This window comes from Pseudomonas sp. BB438, from assembly GCF_057180225.1.
On the sequence record NZ_CM170001.1, the window covers coordinates 3,746,187 to 3,763,623 of the forward strand.

General features: G+C 64.5%; 17 protein-coding genes. 12 read left to right on the forward strand and 5 right to left on the reverse strand.

The genetic code is table 11. The features are described from left to right. Positions 1 to 245: 245 nt before the first annotated feature. Genes AC1ZV1_RS17135 through AC1ZV1_RS17155 form a run of 5 tightly spaced genes read left to right on the forward strand, consistent with a single transcriptional unit; the run spans position 246 to position 3,688 of the window. Positions 246 to 1,391, forward strand: a complete 1,146-nt coding sequence (locus AC1ZV1_RS17135) for an amine dehydrogenase large subunit (RefSeq protein ID WP_484292755.1) — start codon at positions 246 to 248, stop codon at positions 1,389 to 1,391. A gap of 36 nt (positions 1,392 to 1,427) precedes the next feature. Then, positions 1,428 to 1,967 carry a MauE/DoxX family redox-associated membrane protein gene (locus AC1ZV1_RS17140; protein ID WP_484292756.1) on the forward strand — a complete coding sequence of 180 codons (540 nt, stop codon included), beginning with the start codon at positions 1,428 to 1,430 and terminating at the stop codon, positions 1,965 to 1,967. A 4-nt stretch (positions 1,968 to 1,971) separates the two neighbouring features. Then, positions 1,972 to 2,604, forward strand: coding sequence for a methylamine dehydrogenase accessory protein MauD (mauD, locus tag AC1ZV1_RS17145; protein WP_054910258.1), 633 nt, complete (start codon positions 1,972 to 1,974; stop codon positions 2,602 to 2,604). Positions 2,605 to 2,621: 17 nt separating this feature from the next. Then, positions 2,622 to 3,143 (forward strand): methylamine dehydrogenase light chain, encoded by a 522-nt coding sequence (locus tag AC1ZV1_RS17150; protein ID WP_017518360.1) that lies wholly within the window; start codon positions 2,622 to 2,624, stop codon positions 3,141 to 3,143. A gap of 17 nt (positions 3,144 to 3,160) precedes the next feature. Then, the gene (locus AC1ZV1_RS17155; RefSeq protein WP_484292757.1) at positions 3,161 to 3,688 is read left to right on the forward strand and encodes a c-type cytochrome; all 528 of its coding nucleotides are present in this window, start codon (positions 3,161 to 3,163) and stop codon (positions 3,686 to 3,688) included. 160 nt (positions 3,689 to 3,848) lie between these two features. On the opposite strand, the gene gntR is transcribed toward AC1ZV1_RS17155, so the two are convergent. Continuing rightward, positions 3,849 to 4,892 (reverse strand): HTH-type transcriptional regulator GntR, encoded by a 1,044-nt coding sequence (gene gntR, locus AC1ZV1_RS17160; RefSeq protein ID WP_484292758.1) that lies wholly within the window; start codon positions 4,890 to 4,892, stop codon positions 3,849 to 3,851. Between the two features lie 230 nt (positions 4,893 to 5,122). Here gntR and AC1ZV1_RS17165 point away from each other — a divergent pair, with 230 nt between their 5' ends. The 4 genes from AC1ZV1_RS17165 to AC1ZV1_RS17180 all read left to right on the forward strand — a co-directional run bounded on the left by AC1ZV1_RS17165 (position 5,123) and on the right by AC1ZV1_RS17180 (position 10,558). After that, positions 5,123 to 5,644: a gluconokinase gene (locus AC1ZV1_RS17165; protein WP_484292759.1), complete on the forward strand. Its 522-nt coding sequence runs from the start codon at positions 5,123 to 5,125 to the stop codon at positions 5,642 to 5,644. Between the two features lie 91 nt (positions 5,645 to 5,735). Then, positions 5,736 to 7,088: a GntP family permease gene (locus AC1ZV1_RS17170; RefSeq protein ID WP_484292760.1), complete on the forward strand. Its 1,353-nt coding sequence runs from the start codon at positions 5,736 to 5,738 to the stop codon at positions 7,086 to 7,088. A gap of 156 nt (positions 7,089 to 7,244) precedes the next feature. Beyond that, on the forward strand, positions 7,245 to 8,870 hold the full coding sequence (locus tag AC1ZV1_RS17175) for an NADP-dependent glyceraldehyde-3-phosphate dehydrogenase (protein ID WP_484292761.1): 1,626 nt from the start codon (positions 7,245 to 7,247) through the stop codon (positions 8,868 to 8,870). Between the two features lie 173 nt (positions 8,871 to 9,043). Beyond that, positions 9,044 to 10,558 (forward strand): PAS domain S-box protein, encoded by a 1,515-nt coding sequence (locus AC1ZV1_RS17180; RefSeq protein WP_484292762.1) that lies wholly within the window; start codon positions 9,044 to 9,046, stop codon positions 10,556 to 10,558. Positions 10,559 to 10,582: 24 nt separating this feature from the next. Here AC1ZV1_RS17180 and AC1ZV1_RS17185 read toward each other — a convergent pair whose 3' ends face one another. Genes AC1ZV1_RS17185 through AC1ZV1_RS17195 form a run of 3 tightly spaced genes read right to left on the reverse strand, consistent with a single transcriptional unit; the run spans position 10,583 to position 12,849 of the window. Continuing rightward, entirely contained in the window at positions 10,583 to 12,280 is a 1,698-nt protein-coding gene (locus AC1ZV1_RS17185; RefSeq protein ID WP_484292763.1) for a GspE/PulE family protein, read from the reverse strand. Then, a complete protein-coding gene (locus tag AC1ZV1_RS17190; protein ID WP_484292764.1) occupies positions 12,270 to 12,431 on the reverse strand; it encodes a hypothetical protein in 162 nt (53 codons plus the stop codon). Before AC1ZV1_RS17190 ends, AC1ZV1_RS17185 begins: the two co-directional genes overlap by 11 nt. Before the next feature lie 25 nt (positions 12,432 to 12,456). Further along, a complete protein-coding gene (locus AC1ZV1_RS17195) occupies positions 12,457 to 12,849 on the reverse strand; it encodes a response regulator transcription factor (RefSeq protein WP_484292765.1) in 393 nt (130 codons plus the stop codon). A gap of 520 nt (positions 12,850 to 13,369) precedes the next feature. Between AC1ZV1_RS17195 and AC1ZV1_RS17200 the strand changes: the two genes are divergently transcribed. The 3 genes from AC1ZV1_RS17200 (at position 13,370) to AC1ZV1_RS17210 (ending at position 16,323) form a co-directional block, all read left to right on the forward strand. Beyond that, positions 13,370 to 14,641: a RidA family protein gene (locus AC1ZV1_RS17200; RefSeq protein ID WP_484292766.1), complete on the forward strand. Its 1,272-nt coding sequence runs from the start codon at positions 13,370 to 13,372 to the stop codon at positions 14,639 to 14,641. Between the two features lie 235 nt (positions 14,642 to 14,876). Further along, positions 14,877 to 15,911: a sterol desaturase family protein gene (locus tag AC1ZV1_RS17205; RefSeq protein ID WP_484292767.1), complete on the forward strand. Its 1,035-nt coding sequence runs from the start codon at positions 14,877 to 14,879 to the stop codon at positions 15,909 to 15,911. Positions 15,912 to 15,951: 40 nt separating this feature from the next. Continuing rightward, the gene (locus AC1ZV1_RS17210) at positions 15,952 to 16,323 is read left to right on the forward strand and encodes a hypothetical protein (protein WP_484292768.1); all 372 of its coding nucleotides are present in this window, start codon (positions 15,952 to 15,954) and stop codon (positions 16,321 to 16,323) included. 140 nt (positions 16,324 to 16,463) lie between these two features. Here the strand turns inward: AC1ZV1_RS17210 and AC1ZV1_RS17215 are convergent, their stop codons facing one another. Next, a complete protein-coding gene (locus AC1ZV1_RS17215) occupies positions 16,464 to 17,393 on the reverse strand; it encodes an ADP-ribosylglycohydrolase family protein (protein ID WP_484292769.1) in 930 nt (309 codons plus the stop codon). Positions 17,394 to 17,437: the final 44 nt, after the last annotated feature.

Genomic DNA, 17,437 nt, shown 5'->3' on the forward strand with positions numbered 1-17,437 from the left:
TTGATCCATGCCTGTGCCGTTCGGCGGATTTCCAGCCTCGAAACGCAACGGCAGTCTGCACTTTCTCCCTGCGACACCCTGTCACCCCCAGACAAGGAAATGGCACGGACAACAAGTCCGGCGCGAACCGACGCAGGCAGACTCTCCTCAATGTTCCGTCTTCTGCCCGCAATCGCCTGCAAGCGCCGGCGGGCAGCCCAACAGCAACCGATAGCCCGCCAACAAGAAAAAGGGAGTACCCGCCAATGAGCGTCGCCAGGTTCCTCGCTCCATCGGTCCTCGCGCTGGCAACATGCTTCGCGATGGGCGCAGCCCACGCCGAGCTGCCGACCGAGAGCATCGGTGAGTCCGTCTTGCCGTTCCCGCCCTCGCCGCACCGCGCCTATATCGTCGACGTGGAGTTCGAGAACTTCATCGCCGGCCGCGTCACCGTGGTCGACCCCGAGCAGAAGAAGATGCTCGGCATGGTCAGCACCGGCTTCGTGGCTCCGTCCACCCTGAGCCACGACGCGAAGACCCTGTACTCCGCCGACACCTTTTACTCCCGCGGCACCCGCGGCGTGCGCACCGACGTGCTGACCGCCTGGGACACCTCGAACCTGCGCCCGAAGTGGGAAGTGGAAATCCCGGCCAAGCGCGCCTCGATCCTGACCCAGAAGTACGCCCTGGGCACCAGCTCCGACGACCGCTTCGTCTACATCTACAACTTCACCCCGTCCACCTCGGTCACCGTGGTCGACACCCAGGAGAAGAAGGTCGCCAGCGAAATCGCCATCAGCGGCTGCGTGCTCAACTACCCGGTGGGCAAGCGCGCCTTCGCCTCGCTGTGCGGTGACGGTCAGCTGCAGATCACCAGGATCGGTGACGATGGCAAGGAAGTCGGTCGCAGCCAGACGCCCTTCTTCGATCCGAACAAGGAGAAGCTCAACGAACGCGGCCTGGCCGTGGGCGAGACCTACTTCTTCGTGACCACCGACGGCATGGTCAAGCCGGTGGACGTCTCCGGCGACAAGCCGAAGATGCTGCCGAGCTGGTCGCTGACCACCGACGAGGAGCGCAAGAAAGGCTGGGGTACCGGCGGCTGGCAGCTGATGGCCGTGGCGCCCAAGCTGAACCGCATGTATGTGCTGATGCATGAAGAGCACAGCGCCGGCAAATGGGAAGACCCGAGCCCGTTCATCTGGATCTACGACCTGAAGACCCAGAAGAAGATCGGCACCCTGGAAGCGCCCAAGCCGGTATGGAGCCTGCACGCTACCACCGACGACAAGCCGCTGCTGCTGGGCACCGACGTCGAAGGCGGACTGCAGATCTTCGACCTGAAGACCGGCAAATACAACGGCTCCATGGACAAGATCGCCAAGACGCCGATCCTGGTCCTGAGCCACTAAGCCTTTTCCAGAAAGTCATCCCCGAGAGGTACGGAAATGTTTTCCGATCCGATCCTGATCATCGCCAGTGCGGTGGCCGTTGCGGTGCTGCTCGCCAGCGCCGCCAGTCACAAGCTGCGCGCGCCGATGCGCTTCGCCCGCCAGGTCGAAGACTACGGCCTGCTGCCGGCCTCGCTGGTCGGCCCGGTGGCCCGCGTGCTGCCGGTGGTCGAAGGCGCAATCGCCTTCGCCCTGCTGGTGCTGGCGAGCCGCCACGCCGCGGCCCTGGCCGCCACGGCGCTGATCCTGCTCTATGCCGGCGCCATCGGCATCAACCTCTGGCGCGGGCGCCGCGACATCGACTGCGGCTGCTCCGGCCCCGGCCAGATGCAACCGCTGCGCCCGGTGCTGCTGCTGCGCAACGCGATCATCGCCGCGCTCGCCCTGATCGCCTCCTGTGCTCCGCAGGCCCGCGAGATGGGCGTGTTCGACGCCTTCGTGATCCTCGCCGCCAGTGCTGTCGCCCTGCTCCTGTATGCCGCGGCCGATGGCCTGCTGGCCAATCATCCTCGCCTGCTCAAACTCATCGGAAGGTGAACAAATGGAAGGTCTGATCGTTTCCAACATTCTTCTCTGGGTGCTGCTCATCGCCCTCGCCTTCACCGTCATGGCGCTGGTGCGCCAGATCGGCGTCCTCCATGGCCGCATCGCTCCTGCTGGCGCGCTGATGGTCGACAAGGGCGTGGCGGTCAACGAACCCGCCCCGAAAGTCACCGCCGCCGACCGTCACGGTCGTCCGGTCAACTTCGGCTATGAAGGCGAGCGCGGCCAGCTGCTGTTCTTCCTCTCGCCGACCTGCCCGATCTGCAAATCGCTGCTGCCGGCCATCAAGTCCATCGCCAAGGACAAGGCCGGCGAGCTGGAGGTGATCTACGTCAGCGACGGCGACATGGCTGCTCAGCAGGCACTGATCGCCGAGCATGGTCTGGAGAAAGCTGCCTACGTGGTCGGCCCGGAAGTCGGCATGACCTACCAGATCGGCAAGCTGCCCTACGCCGCGCTGATCGACAGCAAGGGCGTGCTGCGTGCCAAGGGCCTGGTGAACTCCCGCGAACACCTGGACAGCCTGTTCGAGGTCGAGCACCTGGGCAGCGCCACCCTGCAGCAGTACATGAATGGCCACAGCCACAACGGCGTGCACACCCACGACGCCAGCCACGGCCACAGCCACTGATCACGGAGAGAACAAGAATGAAATTCCTCGACAACCTGTTCGAGCGCTCCTCCCGCCAGGTGGCCAACGTCACCTCGCGGCGCAAGCTGCTGGGCCGCTTCGGCTCGCTGCTGGTGGCCGGCGCGGCCCTGCCGATCATCCTGCCGATCGACCGCACCTCCAAGGCGCTGGCCGCCGAGGCACCCAAGGCCGGCGATCCGGGCGACCCGAACAGCTGCGACTACTGGCGCTACTGCTCCATCGACGGCTTTCTCTGCTCCTGCTGTGGCGGCACCACCACTTCCTGCCCGCCCGGCACCGATGCATCCCAGGTGACCTGGATCGGCACCTGCCGCAACCCGGCGGACGGCAAGGACTACATCATTTCCTACAACGACTGCTGCGGTAAGCACAGCTGCTCCCAGTGCGCCTGTACCCGCAACGAGAGCGAAGAACCGCTGTACCGTCCGTTCAACAACAACGACGTCAACTGGTGCCTGGGCGCGGAGTCGCGCATCTACAACTGCACCGTCACCATCATCCGCGGCGTCGCGGTCTGAAGTCGGGAGAAAAGCCCATGCGCAGTCTCGTTGTCGGCGCCCTGCTCTGCAGCCTGGTCGCTCCGTTGGCCCAGGCCCGTGCGATCCCTGATCCGCACCAACGGCCGGCACCCGGCAACGAGTTCGTGCAGAAGCCGATCTCCCAGCAGAGCTACAGCCCGGCCACCAACTACCAGCTGCAATGCGCCGGCTGCCATCTCACCGAGGGCAGCGGCAGCAAGGCCAACGACACGCCGCGCCTGCACGGCTTCGTCGGCAACTTCCTGAAGGTGGACGGTGGCCGGCAGTTCCTCGTGCGCGTGCCGGGCATGTCCCAATCCGCCCTGAACGACGCGCAACTGGCCGACCTGCTCAACTGGCTGCTGCGCAAGGAAGGCATGGCTGGCGACAGCATGCCCGCCGAGTTCAAGCCGTACACCGCCGAGGAAGTCAAAGCCACGCGCTACCAGGCCCTGATGAACCTGCCGGGCACCCGTGCCGGGTTGATCCAGGAAATGCGCAAGCAGGGCATCACCATCACCGATGGGATGAGCGATGCGTACTGAGTGATTGCTCCGGCGGCTTGCCCGTCGGGACGAAGTTTTGCCTCCGCGCACCTTTTGCCTCCGCACTACGCCCGCTGCTCCAGCGGGCTTTTTTATGCGCAAAGGGTTTGCAGGGAGCGCTTTCGTAGGATGGCGCGCTCCTACAGTGGGGCACCGGAGCTCAGCTGCTCTCGCGCACCATCAACTCGAACCCCAGGTCCATCACCGGCTCGCTCACAGGCTTGTCGTTGATCAGGTCCAGCAGGCGCTCGGCCGCGTGGGTGCCGATGGCTTTGCGGGGGGTGCGGATGCTGGAGAGGCGCGGCACCATGAATTCAGAGCTGGGCAGGTCGTTGAAGCCCAGTACCGCGACCTGTTCGGGGATGCGGATGCCGTGGCGCATGGCCTCCAGCAGGGCGCCATGGGCCAGGTCGTCGTTGCCGAAGAAGATGCCTTCCACCTGCGGATGGCTGGCCAGCAACTGGCGGAACAGCTCGCCGCCCAGGCCGACAGAGGACGGACGCGGCGTCAGGATTTCCAGTGCCGGGTCATAGCAGCCAGCCTGCTGCAACGCACGGCGGTAACCCTCGCCACGCAGCAAGGTGCGCTGATCCAGTTGCGCGCCGATGTAGGCCAGGCGCTTGCGCCCGCTCTTGAGCAGGTGTCTGGCCGCGGCCTCCCCCGCGCGGATCTGCGAGAAGCCCACGCAATGCAGACCCGCGCCGGGATCCAGGTCCATCATGTAGACCGCCGGCACACCGCTGGCCTCGATCATCCGCCGGGCGCTCTCGGTGCGGTCGAAGCCGGTCAGCAGCAGGCCGCGCGGCTGGTACGCGAGGTAGTTGCGCAGCAGGTTTTCTTCTTCGTCGCGGGAGTAGTGGTAGTTGCCGATCAGCACTTCGAGGCCGCGCGGGTGCATCACGGCGTGAATGGCTTCGAGGGTTTCGATGAACAACTGGTTCGCCAGCGACGGCACCAGCACCACGATGTTGTGACTCTGTTTGGAAGCCAGCGCACGGGCGGCGGGGTTGGCCACGTAGCCCAGGTCGGCGGCGGCCCGGCGTACCTTTTCCACCAGTTCCTCGGCCACTGTGCTCACGCCACGCAGGGCGCGCGAGGCGGTGATGGGGCTGACGCCGGCACTGCGTGCCACGTCGTTGAGGGTCGGTTTGCCGGTGGTGCGAGAGCTTCTGTCGTTTTTCTTGTCGTTCTTCTGGGCGGTCATCGGGCGGCTTGCCAAACAAAAATCGAGGCACTAAGGTAGCGCTGTCTCGCAGCCAGGGCAATTGCCTGAGGCCGGCTCCCACCGGCCCCCCGCCCGCTGACGCGTGCTTGCCAGTGCAGCATCCGTCGAGAGCGCGAGACACACCGACTAGAATGACAAGAATACGGAGGCAGCCGATGCTTTTCGTTACGCCCACCAAAGATAGCGCTGTCTCAACACCGAGGCCCTGCATGCTCCCCTCCATCGATGCCGTGCTCATCATGGGTGTCGCCGGATGCGGCAAGTCCAGCGTCAGCGAGGCCCTGTGCCTGCGCAGCGGCGCCTTCGCCATCGAAGGCGACTCGTTCCACCCCGAAGCCAACATCCAGAAGATGAGCGCCGGCATCCCGCTGACCGACGAGGACCGCGCCGGCTGGCTCGACACCCTGGCCGTCGAACTGCAGAAAGCCATCGCCGCCGGGCAGCGCCCGGTGCTCACCTGCTCCGCGCTCAAGCTGATCTACCGCGAACGCCTGCGCCGCGCCGTACCCGGCCTGGGTGTGGTGTTCCTGGAACTCACTCCGGAAACCGCCGCCCAGCGCGTCGCTACCCGCCCCGGCCATTTCATGCCGGCCAGCCTGATTGACAGCCAGTTCGCCGCCCTCGAAGTACCGACCAGCGAACCGCTGACCCTGAGCCTCGACGCCACCCGCCCGCTCGACGAACTGGCGGAAGCCGCACACCTGTGGTGGCGACAGCACAGCAACGCCTGACGCTTTAGCGCCTGCCCGCGAAAGATAGCGCTATCTCAAATAACACCAGAAGAAAGCCGCTCCGGCACAACGACAACAACAGGAGAGCCCCATGCTCGGCATGTCCCACGACACCTATCTGCTGCTGGATGCGGTGGTCACCATCATCGGCCTGATCCTGCTGATCACCCGCTTCAAGATTCACCCCTTCGTTGCCCTGATCATCGCCGCCGGCTTCCTCGGCCTCACCTCCGGCATGCCCGTGGCGACCATCGTCAAATCCTTCCAGGACGGCTTCGGCGGCGTGCTCGGCTTCGTCGGCATCATCCTGGCGCTGGGCACCATGCTCGGCAAGATGATGGCCGAGTCCGGCGGCGCCGATCAGATCGCCCGCACCCTGATCCGCGCCTTCGGCAAGGAACGCGTGCACTGGGCCATGATGCTCGCCGCCTTCCTGGTCGGCATCCCGCTGTTCTTCGAGATCGGCTTCATCCTGCTGGTGCCGCTGGTGTTCATCGTGGCGCGGCGCAGCGGCGTGTCGCTGATCAAGATCGGCATCCCGCTGCTCGCCGGCCTCTCCGCCGTGCACGGCCTGGTGCCGCCGCACCCGGGCCCGTTGCTGGCCATCGGCGTGTTCGGTGCGGACATCGGCAAGACCATCTTCTACGGTCTGCTGGTCGCCCTGCCCACCGCCGCCATCGCCGGCCCGATCTTCGGCAAGTTCATCGCGACGTACATTCCCGGCCAGCCCAATGAAGAGCTGGTGGCGCAGATCGCCCACGAGCCGGATACCAGCGACCTGCCCAGCTTCGGCGTCACCCTGGTGACGGTGCTGCTGCCGGTGTTCCTGATGCTGCTCAAGACCTTCGCCGACGTCATGCTCGCCGACGGCCACGTGATCCGCGCCTGGCTGGACATGATCGGCCACCCGATCACCGCCCTGCTCCTGGCGCTGCTCCTGGCGCTCTACACCTTCGGTCATGCCCGCGGCTTCGATTCGAAGAAGATTCTCAAGCTGCTCGACCAGAGCCTCGCGCCGACTGCCGCCATCGTGATGATCATCGGCGCCGGTGGCGGCTTCAAGCAGATGCTGGTAGCCAGCGGCGTGGGCGACGTGATCGGCCACATGGCGGTGCAGGCGCAGATCTCACCGATCCTCCTGGCCTGGCTGGTGGCCGCGGTGATCCGTATCGCCACCGGCTCTGCAACCGTCGCCACCATCACCGGCGCGGGCATCGTGGTGCCGGTGATCGACCTGATTCCCGGCGTCAATCGCGAGCTGCTGGTGCTGGCCACCGGCGCCGGCTCGCTGATCCTGTCCCACGTCAACGACGCCGGCTTCTGGCTGGTGAAGCAGTACTTCAACATGAGCGTGATGGAGACCTTCAAGACCTGGACGGCGATGGAAACCATCCTCTCGGTGGTCGGCCTGGGCTTCATCCTGCTGCTGTCGCTGTTCGTCTGACGATTTGCCGCTCCCTGCCGGGGCGGGCCATGCCCGCGAATCACGCGCATGGCCCGCCCCGGCATCGTCTATCGCACTATTGGCTGAATCGATTTACTTGAATACAGCTACGCTCCAAGACAGACCAGTCGCCCACCTTCCCCCGAGGGATGAGTCATGCCCGACAACAACAAGCTCGACCATCTGTTCCCCCGCCTCACCGATATCCCCGATGCCTGGCGCCCCGAGGCGCCCGTCGAGCAGCGCGAGTACCTGGTCAACGGCGAGCTGCGCCGCTGGGACGGACCGCTTGCGCCGGTGCGCAGCCCGATCTTCCTCGCCACCGAGCAGGGCGACGAACAGGTGATCCTCGGCAGCACGCCGCTGCTGGATGCCAACGCCGCCCTCGCCGCGCTGGACGCCGCCGTGGCCGCCTACGACAACGGCCAGGGCGAGTGGCCCAACCTGCGCGTGGCCGAGCGCATCGCCCACGTCGAACGCTTCCTCTCCCACATGCGCGAGCAGCGCAGCGCCGTGGTCAAGCTGCTCATGTGGGAGATCGGCAAGAACCTCAAGGACTCGGAGAAGGAATTCGACCGCACCTGCGACTACATCGTCGACACCATCCAGGCGCTCAAGGAACTGGACCGCCGCTCCAGCCGCTTCGAACTGGAACAGGGCACCCTCGGGCAGATCCGCCGCGTGCCGCTGGGCGTCGCGCTGTGCATGGGCCCGTACAACTACCCGCTGAACGAGACCTTCACCACCCTGATCCCGGCGCTGATCATGGGCAACACCGTGGTCTTCAAGCCCGCCAAGTTCGGCGTGCTGCTGATACGCCCGCTGCTCGAAGCCTTCCGCGACAGCTTCCCGCCAGGTGTCATCAACGTCATCTACGGGCGCGGGCGAGAGACCGTCAGCGCACTCATGGCCAGCGGCAAGGTCGATGTCTTCGCCTTCATCGGCACCCACTCCGGCGCCGCCGACCTGAAGAGGCTCCACCCGCGCCCGCACCGCCTGCGCGCCGCATTGGGCCTGGACGCCAAGAACCCCGGCATCGTCCTGCCCAGCGTCGATCTCGACAACGCCGTCAGCGAAGCCATCACCGGCGCCCTCTCCTTCAACGGCCAGCGCTGCACCGCGCTGAAGATCCTCTTCGTCCACGAGGACGTGCTGGACAACTTCCTCGACACGTTCAGCGCCAAGCTCGCCGAACTCAAACCCGGCATGCCCTGGGAGCCCGGCGTGGCCCTGACGCCGCTGCCCGAGCCGGGCAAGGTCGATTACCTCAACGGCCTGCTGCAGGACGCGCTGGCCAAGGGCGCCAAGGTCATCAACCCTGGCGGTGGGGAGAGTCGCGAAAGCTTCTTCTACCCCGCACTGCTCAGCCCGGTCCGCGCCGACATGCGCCTGTACAACGAGGAACAGTTCGGCCCGCTGGTGCCCGTCGTGCCCTATCGAGAGCTGGACGAGGTGATCGACTACGTCCTGCAGTCCGACTACGGCCAGCAGCTCAGCCTGTTCGGCGACGACCCCGAGCAGATCGGCCCGCTGGTGGACGCCTTCGTCAACCAGGTCGGCCGCATCAACATCAACGCCCAGTGCCAGCGCGGCCCGGACAGCTACCCCTTCAACGGCCGCAAGAACTCCGCCGAAGGCACCCTTTCCGTCCACGACGCCCTGCGCACCTTCTCGATCCGTACGCTGGTGGCCACGCGCTTCACCGACGCCAACAAGGCGCTGATCAGCCAGATCATCCGCGACCGCGATTCGAGCTTCCTGACCACCGACTACATCTTCTGACATCGTCCCGGCGCGATCTGCTCCAGCGCCAGCGCCGTCGCGAGGGGCTGGCGCAGGTGTCCGTTCGACGGACGTTTTCGCAACGACCGGCTGTCGGCGCTAGGCTCTACCCGACACCGGTGTCGGCCCGTCCGGCCGTGCACAGGAAATTCAGCACCAGGAGGCACCTGGCCATGGATTCGCGAAGCTCTCAGCTCACCGAAATCACTTTCCACCTGATTGTCGAGTCATCGCCCAATGCGGTGCTCCTGGTGAATCGCGAAGGCACCATCGCCTACGTCAACCGACAGTGTGAGGAGCTGTTCGGCTACACCGCAGGGGAGCTGATCAGCAGCTCGGTCGAGAAGCTCATCCCCGAGCGGCTGCGCGCCAACCACCCGGCCCTGCGCAACAGTTTCTTCCAGGCTCCGTCCATGCGCGCCATGGGTGTCGGCCGCGAGCTGTTCGCCCAACGCCGGGACGGCAGCGAGTTCCCCGTGGAGATCGGCCTCAATCCGCTGGTGCTGGTCGACGGGACGTGGGTGCTGGTCACCATCCTCGACATCACCGAACGCAAACTTGCCGATGCGCGCTTTCGCCAGGTGGTCCACTCGGCGCCCAGCGCCATCATCCTGGTGAACCGGGAGGGCATCATTACCCTGGCGAACCACCAGGTCACCCAGCTGTTCGGCTATGAGGAGCAGGAGATGCTCAACCAGCCGGTGGAAATGCTGCTGCCGGAGCGCTATCGCGGCGAGCACGGCGGCTGGCTCGCCGGCTACTTCGCCAGACCCCAGGCTCGTTACATGGGGACCGGGCGTGACCTGCTGGGGCGGCACAAGGACGGCTGGGAAATCCCCATCGAGATCGGTCTCAACCCCCTCGATGTGAACGGCGATGTCATGGTCCTCGCCGCGATCATCGACATCACCGAACGCAAGGCACAGGAAGAGCTGCGCGCCAAGAAGGAAGCCGCCGAGGCCGCCTACAAGGCCAAGGGCGAGTTGCTCGCCATCGCCAGCCATGACCTGAAGAACCCGCTGGCGTCCATCACCGGCCTTGCGGAAATCCTGCTGGAGATGAAGCGCAACGATCCGGGCGCTTCTCAGCAGACCATCGAGTTCCTCCAGGCCATACACGACGCCTCCAGCCACATGTCCGAAGTCGTCAAGGGCATCCTCTCCACCGAAGGCCTGGAACAGAGCGGGCTCAGCCTGGTGCACGACTGGATCGACGTCAGCGAGCTCTGCTCGAGCCTCTTCAAGTTCAACACCCACGCTGCAATGAAGAAGAACATTACCCTGCGCGACGACATCGCTGCCGGGATCTTCCTGATGGGCGACAAGACCCGTCTGCGCGAGGCCTTCGACAACTACCTGAGCAACGCCATCAAGTACTCCCCGCCGGGCCTGACGGTGGAGGTCACCCTGAAGGTGGTTCCCGGCGATCCTCCGGGAAGCGGAACCCAGCTTGAATTCGGCGTGAGGGACCAGGGTCCCGGACTGACGGACGACGACAAGGCCAAGTTGTTCGGCAAGTTCCGCAAGTTGAGCGCGCGGCCCACGGCCGGCGAATCGTCCACCGGGCTGGGCCTTTCCATTGTCAAATCGATCGTCGAACTGCACCACGGAACCGTCGGCTGCGACAGTACCCTCGGGCTGGGTGCCTACTTCTGGGCGCGTATCCCGCTGCCGAAGAAAGCGCCCTGAGCAGGCGGTTTGCCGGAAGAACCCTCAGCTCACCGGCAGGCCGCCGGTGACGCGGAAGACCTCCTCCAGCGTCGTCTGCCCCTGCAGCGCTTTCAATAGCGCGTCATAGCGCATCGAGCGGAAGCCGCGCCGCACGGCTTCGCGCTCGATGTCGATGATCGAGGCGCGGTCCGCAATCATCGAGCGGATGATATTGGTCGGTACGAACAGCTCATGGATAGCGACCCGACCGGAATAGCCCGTATTACCGCAGTCCGGACACCCCTTCGCACGGTAGAACTGCACCGGTGCACCATCGCGGTTGTAGAACAGCGCGTCGAGTATCTCCGGCTCCGGCTCATAGGCCTCACGGCAGTGCTCGCAGACACGCCTCATCAAGCGCTGGCCCATCGAGCCGAGCACTGTCGGCGCTACCAGGAAGGGGTCCACGCCGATTTCGATCAGCCGAGTCACCGCCTGCAACGAACTGTTGGTGTGCAAGGTCGCCATCACCATGTGCCCGGTCAGTGCGGCCTGGGTGGCAATGCGCGCCGTCTCCATGTCGCGGATCTCGCCGATCAGCACGATTTCCGGGTCCTGGCGCAGCACCGCACGCAAGGCCTTGGCGAAATCCAGGCCGACCGCCGCATTGGTCTGTATCTGCGAAATCCCATCCATGCGCAATTCCACCGGGTCTTCCACCGTCACGATATTCACATGCGGGTCCTGCAGCATCGCCAACACCGAGTACAGGGTGGTGGTCTTGCCCGAGCCCGTCGGGCCGGTGACGAAGAAAATACCGTTGGGCTGGTGGATCACACTCTCGAGCAACTGCCGATTGCGCCGCGTGAACCCCAGTTGCTCGAGCGTTTTCACCGCCTGCTCGGCCGAGCCGATGGCGCGAATCACCGCCTTCTCGCCGAAAACGGTCGGCACGGTCGACAGGCGGAAATCATAGTGCCGCCCCTTCATCTCCAGACTGACCCGGCCGTCCTGCGGCTGGCGGCGCTCGGTCATGTCGCAATTGGCCTTGATCTTCAGGTGCGCAATCACCGGTGCATTCAGTGATTTGTCCAGGCTCAGCAGTGTCTGCAGCCGTCCGTCGATGCGGAAGCGCACCTCCAGCGTCTTCGATGTCGGCTGGATGTGGATGTCACTCGCCCGGTTCTTCAGGCAATACAGCATCAATCCGCGGACCAGCTCCACCACCTCCTGGGATGAAGCCAGGTTAGCCAGTTGCTGGGAGTCCACACGGATATCCGGCAAGGCACTGGAAATATTCCCGGACAGCTTTTCCAGCTCGGCAACACCGCCATACTGGATATCGATGCTGTTCTGGATTTCCTCGGGAAAGGCGAACACGCTGCTGACCTGGCACCCCGTCATCCGCTCCAGCTTCTGCACGGCAACGGGATCGTCCGGGTGGGTCATCGCCACCGTCAGCACCTCACCGAGGAAGTACACCGGGATGCACTGCAGCCGGCGCGCCATTTCCGGCAGCAGCTTCTCCAGCGCACCAGCCTGGAACAACGTACGGTCCAGCGGAACGTGCGCCTTGCCCAGGCTACTGCCGTACAGTTTGCTGATCAGTTCGCGGTCGGACAGGAGCTCCGCCGTCTCGTACAGGCGGCTGGCGAGGGCGTACTCCTCCGGCCCAACCGACAGGCGCAAGCCTCGCAGGCTCGCCTCGTCGACCAGGCGGTGATCCAGCAGGGACTGGATGAACGCCGACTCACCGCTCACGATCGCGCTTCCTCAGGTTGCGCACCAGATCCTTGATGTCCGACTGCTGCACGGTCGGCTTGGCGTGCACCGGGCCTTCGGCTTCCAGTTCCTTGAGCATGGCCTGCAAGTCGAAGCGCGGGTCATCCGCTGACTTTTCATTTTCACGCATGGTTCGTACTCCCCGGCGAGGGACGTTACTGGAACTTCTCGGAGAAGCTGTGCTGCCAGGTCTCACGAATGATCTCGCGCATCTCCCCTGGCGGCGTGTCCTTGCGGATGTAGTGGGAGGCGCCGGCATCCAGGCAGGTCTGGATGCTGCCGATATCCGACAGCGAGGTGAGCATGATGACTACCGCGCTGCTATCCAGGGCCATGATGGCGCGCAGTGCATCCTGCCCGTCCATCACGGGCATGTTGATATCCAGCAGTACCGAGTCGGGGCGCTTTTCCTGGTAGAGCGTCACGGCCTGCTGGCCGTTCTCCGCTTCGCCCACGACCTCGCAGTTGAGTGGGATCAGAACCGCCTTGATCAGCTGGCGGACATGTTTCTCGTCGTCGACGAGCAGAACCCTGATTTTCTCGGCCATGGTCCCGGGCCTCCCTCGAACATTGTGGTGAAGCCTTGCCGTCACCTTCGAACGCAGGACTGCACCACAACGTTCGTCCGCGGTTCAGACTAGACCAGGAAAAACCAGGGGGCCATTGCCGTCCGCCCGCCGATCCCGGAGCACGCTTGCCGCGGCGCGCTACAGCTGGCAGGTCATGTATACGAAGGCGCCTGATGGCATCCCCGGAGGCCTGGAAGGCCATGCAACGACGCTCAGGAATCTGCCGGAAGTCAGCGGACAGGCCTGTCATGGCACTCCCGAGCGCCCCCGTGGGCATATCCCAGCTCGTGCACATCGCCAATTGAAACAACCCGGTAAGAAGACCCCACTACGCTTGCCTTAAGTCAAAGGGGTCACCCCGGAAGACTCGATAGTCTGCGCGCCTCTCGACGAGCTTGATATCCGTCGTCTGAACCGATAGTGGCAACGACCGATATCGCACTGGACGAAGCGTTTGCCACCCAATCCACGGATTCCCAGCGAACAAGGGAGCACCAACATGAGTGGCTACAACGCAGTTCTCGCCCGCAACACCGACAAGGCCCCGCAAAACCTCGGCCCGTATTCGCAAACCGTCGCCTTCTCCCACTACAACAACCTGTCCGCACAACTGCCCGTCGACCCCGCCACCGGCAAACTGGTCGCTGGCGGTGCGAAGGAACAGGCCGAGCAGTGCTACAGGAACCTCAGGGCCGTGGTGGACAGCATTGGCCACACGCTCGACGACAGCGTCCGCATCTCGATCTTCCTGACCGATATCGCCGACGCCGACGCCGTGGCCAAGGTACACGCCGCCTTCTTCCCGGATTACCTGCCGACCCTTACCAGCGTCTGCGTGGCCGCGTTACCGCTGGGCGCCAAGGTGCAGGTCGAAGCCCTCATCACGTGCGGCGAAGGCACCATCCCCAACGCCCCGCAGGCCGGCGACCTGATCAAGGTCGAAGGCAACACCGAGAGCGCGCCACTGAGCCCGCTGTCTACCCAGACCGTCGCCTTCTCCCACTACAACAACCTGAGCGCCCAACTGCCCATCGACCCGCGCACAGGGAAACTGGTCGTCGGTGGCGTCGAGGAACAGACCCGGCAGTGCCTGCGCAACATCAAGACGATCCTCGAAAGCATCGACGTACCTTTCGATGACATCGTGCGCATCACCGTCTACGTCAAGGACCTCACCGACATGCCGGCCGTGAACAAGGTCTACACCACCTTCTTCCCCGACTCGGCCATTGCCCGCGCCGTTGGCTATGTCCCCGCGCGCACCGTAGTGCAGGCACAAGCCCTGCCGCTGGATGCCCTGGTGCAGGTCGAGGCCGTGGTCTCCCACGGCGACGGCACGCCGCCACAAGCCGTGGAAGACCGCCACGGCATCGTCATCAAGGCCCGCAATACCGATGCCGCACCGCGCTGCCCGTACTCCACCCAGACGGTAGCCTTCTCCCACTACAACCACATCTCCGCCCAGTTACCGCTGGACGTGAAGACCGGTGAACGGGTGGCAGGCGGCATCAAGGAGCAGGCCGCGCAATGCTTCAAGCACCTCAAGGCCATCGTCGAAAGCATCGACCACACCCTCGCCGATGTGGTGAAGGTCAACATCTTCCTGAAGAACATCGATGACCTCGTCGCCGTCGATGAGGTGTACGCCACCTACTTCCCCGGCGGCGTTCCTGCCCGCCGCGTCGTTGGTGTCTCGGCCCTGGCCAAGGAGGCGCTGATCCAGATCGACGCCGTGGTCGCCAACGCCGAAGGCACGCCTCCGGCGGCATGACCCATAAAGGGGGCAGTCCTCGCCAGCCTGCCCCTTTCCCTGCGGGTCCGTGCCTTGCCCGCGATCAGTGGCTGCACGTGTTGTCCAGCAGCGCCGGCGCCTGGCTTCGCGCCCCTCCCCGACACCGCTCCAATCCGCCGCCACGTGTCGCCTGCCGGACCTCCCGTCGATTTGGCCCCCTCATAGCGCCATCCAGCTTTGACAGGACAAACCGTCGCGTCCCATGCTGGCTTCCATGCCTGATCTCTCGCACGTTCACCGTCACCTGTCAGAGTGGGTGATCACTCCCGTCACCAACCAGATCTCCGGCCTCTTCGACCTGAGCGGCCGCGTCGGTGTGGTCTTCCTGCTATGTTCCTGCGCCATCGCCTACGCGCTATTCCGCGTCCGTCGGCAACGCGGGCTGACGCAGGCGACGTCGTTCTGGCAGTTCATCGGTGGCAGCCAGGTGCATCTGCATCGCTCGGCACTGCTGGATTACCGCTACTACCTGGTGCGCGGCATCCTCAATGCGGTACTGCTGGTCCCGATCATCGGTCTGCTCGATCCGTACCTCCTGCGCTCGGGCGACTACATCACCTTCTTCACCCGCCTCTGGGGCGCGCGGCCGCAGGTGGGGACGAACCTCGGCCTGTCGCTGCTCTACGGGCTGGGGGTGTTCCTGGTCAGCGACTTCAAGAACTACTGGGTGCACCGCGCCTTCCACTCGCGCTCGCTGTGGGCCTTCCACAAGGTGCATCACTCGGCGGCGGTGCTGACGCCCATCACCGCGAGCCGCGTGCACTTCGTCGAGAAGCTCGCAGCGCAACTGGCCGGCACTCTCGCCCTGGGCGCCTATGCTGGCGCCTTCTGGTACCTCTGCGGCGGAGAGATCAGCGCCTATACGCTGTTCGGCGTGACCTACCTGATCCTGCTGTTCAATGTGCTGGGGACCAACCTGCGGCACAGCCATGTGTGGCTGTCGTTCGGGCCGGTGATCGAGCACGTGGTGAACAGCCCCGCCCAGCACCAGATCCACCACAGCGACGCGCCCCGTCACTTCAACAGGAACTTCGGCATCAACCTGTCGCTGTGGGACTGGATGTTCGGCACGCTCTACGTCACCCGGCGCGCGCCGGAGCCGATCCGGTTCGGCGCCGGGGAACAAGATGACGAGAAGTATTCGTCGCTATGGAGCCTGATCGTTACGCCGTTCGTGGAGACGGTGCGGAAGTTTCAGATAGCGAGGCGTGCGCGCTGTGTTTCAGCGATTGAGCCGAAAGCGCCCTAATCGTGAAGAATCGGTGATAGACAGGGATGAGTAACGCCACGTGAATAGCATCGCCAAAGCATTCGATGAAATTGTCTCTCGCTCAACGCAAGCCTTTGACGAAACGCTGGATTACTCCTACGAATCGGTTCTGGTTCAGATGCTTCGCTTCATCAGTACTCATCCTGAACACCGAGTGTTTTTCTCAGAACGCTTCAAGACGATTCTGTCTTCCAGCTCCGTACCCCAGGAATGCGTCGCTTTCTGCATGCACGAGTTGCGGTGGCGAGAGATAAAGGACTTTGCGCTAGCACACTTCGACATGAGCACCGATCCTCGATCCGGTGCATACCTGAGCGCCTATGAGGATGATTGGGGTGATGCTGATCTGTACTGTTACTACCAGCGCCCTCGCACAGAGCTCTGCCTCTGACTCCCAAGATTTCTTGAATAGAATCTGTTCCCGCAGCCCAGAAAGCCCCCATTCTCTGGTGCTCGCGGTCACTCACTACGGTTCCGGTATGTCGCTATAACGCCTGAGGAAGCCCCAGCTTCACGCTCAAGGCAGCCCGCTTAATCACGCGCTGCGTTAGCCTGTGCTGCCCTGAGCAAGGCCAGGGCCATCTCCTCGATATCGGCTCGCTGATGCAGCCGCTCCAGCCAGTGGGCGGGAATGCCCTGCCTGCCGTAAAAGGCGCCGGCAATCTGGCCGGTGATAGCCGCTGTGGTATCGGCATCGTCGCCGAGGTTGGAAGCTGCCAGCACCGCGGCGGCGTAGCTGTCGGTGGACCAGAAGCACCACAGCGACGCTTCCAGCGAGGCGATGCAGTAGCCGGTGCCGCGCACGTCTTCCCGGCGCTTGTGGCGGAAGCTGCCGGCGGCGAGTTCGCGAATGGCGGGCTCGCCGTATTGCTCCGGCACGAGGGTCAGCAGTTCATCCTTGGATTGGCCGGCCAGCGCGTTGGCCAGCACCTGCGCCAGCAACTGGCAGGACTCGACTGCCTCCGCCGCGCCATGGGTGGTGCGTGAACTCTGCGCGGCGGCCGCTGCGACCTCGCGCAGGTCCGGGTAGTAATACAGCACGACCGGCGCCAGGCGCATGATCGAGCCATTCCCGGCCGTTGCGGGATCGGTGGAGCCGGCGAAGGGCTCGCCGGTCTCCTGGAAGCGGTCCAGCGCCTCGCGGACAGTCATGCCGATATCGAAGCACTCCCCGGTTGCACTCCAGTAACCCCACTGCCACCAGTTGAGGTAGCGCGCCATCTGGTCCCTGGCGTCGAAGCCGTTACAGGTGAGCAGGCTTTCCCCCAGGCACAGGGCCATGGAAGTGTCGTCGGTCCACTGCCCCGGCTTGAGGTCGAACGGCCCGCCGCCGACCATGTCGCTGATCGGCGTGAGGCTCGCGCGGTGGGTGAATTCGAGGGTGGTGCCGACGGCATCGCCACAGGCCAGGCCGAGCAGGCAGCCGGCGTAGCGGTCCGATAGTTCGGGATGAGCGTTCAAAAGCTGCCTCCGATGCAGAGTGTTGTCCTGAGGCAGCCATCATA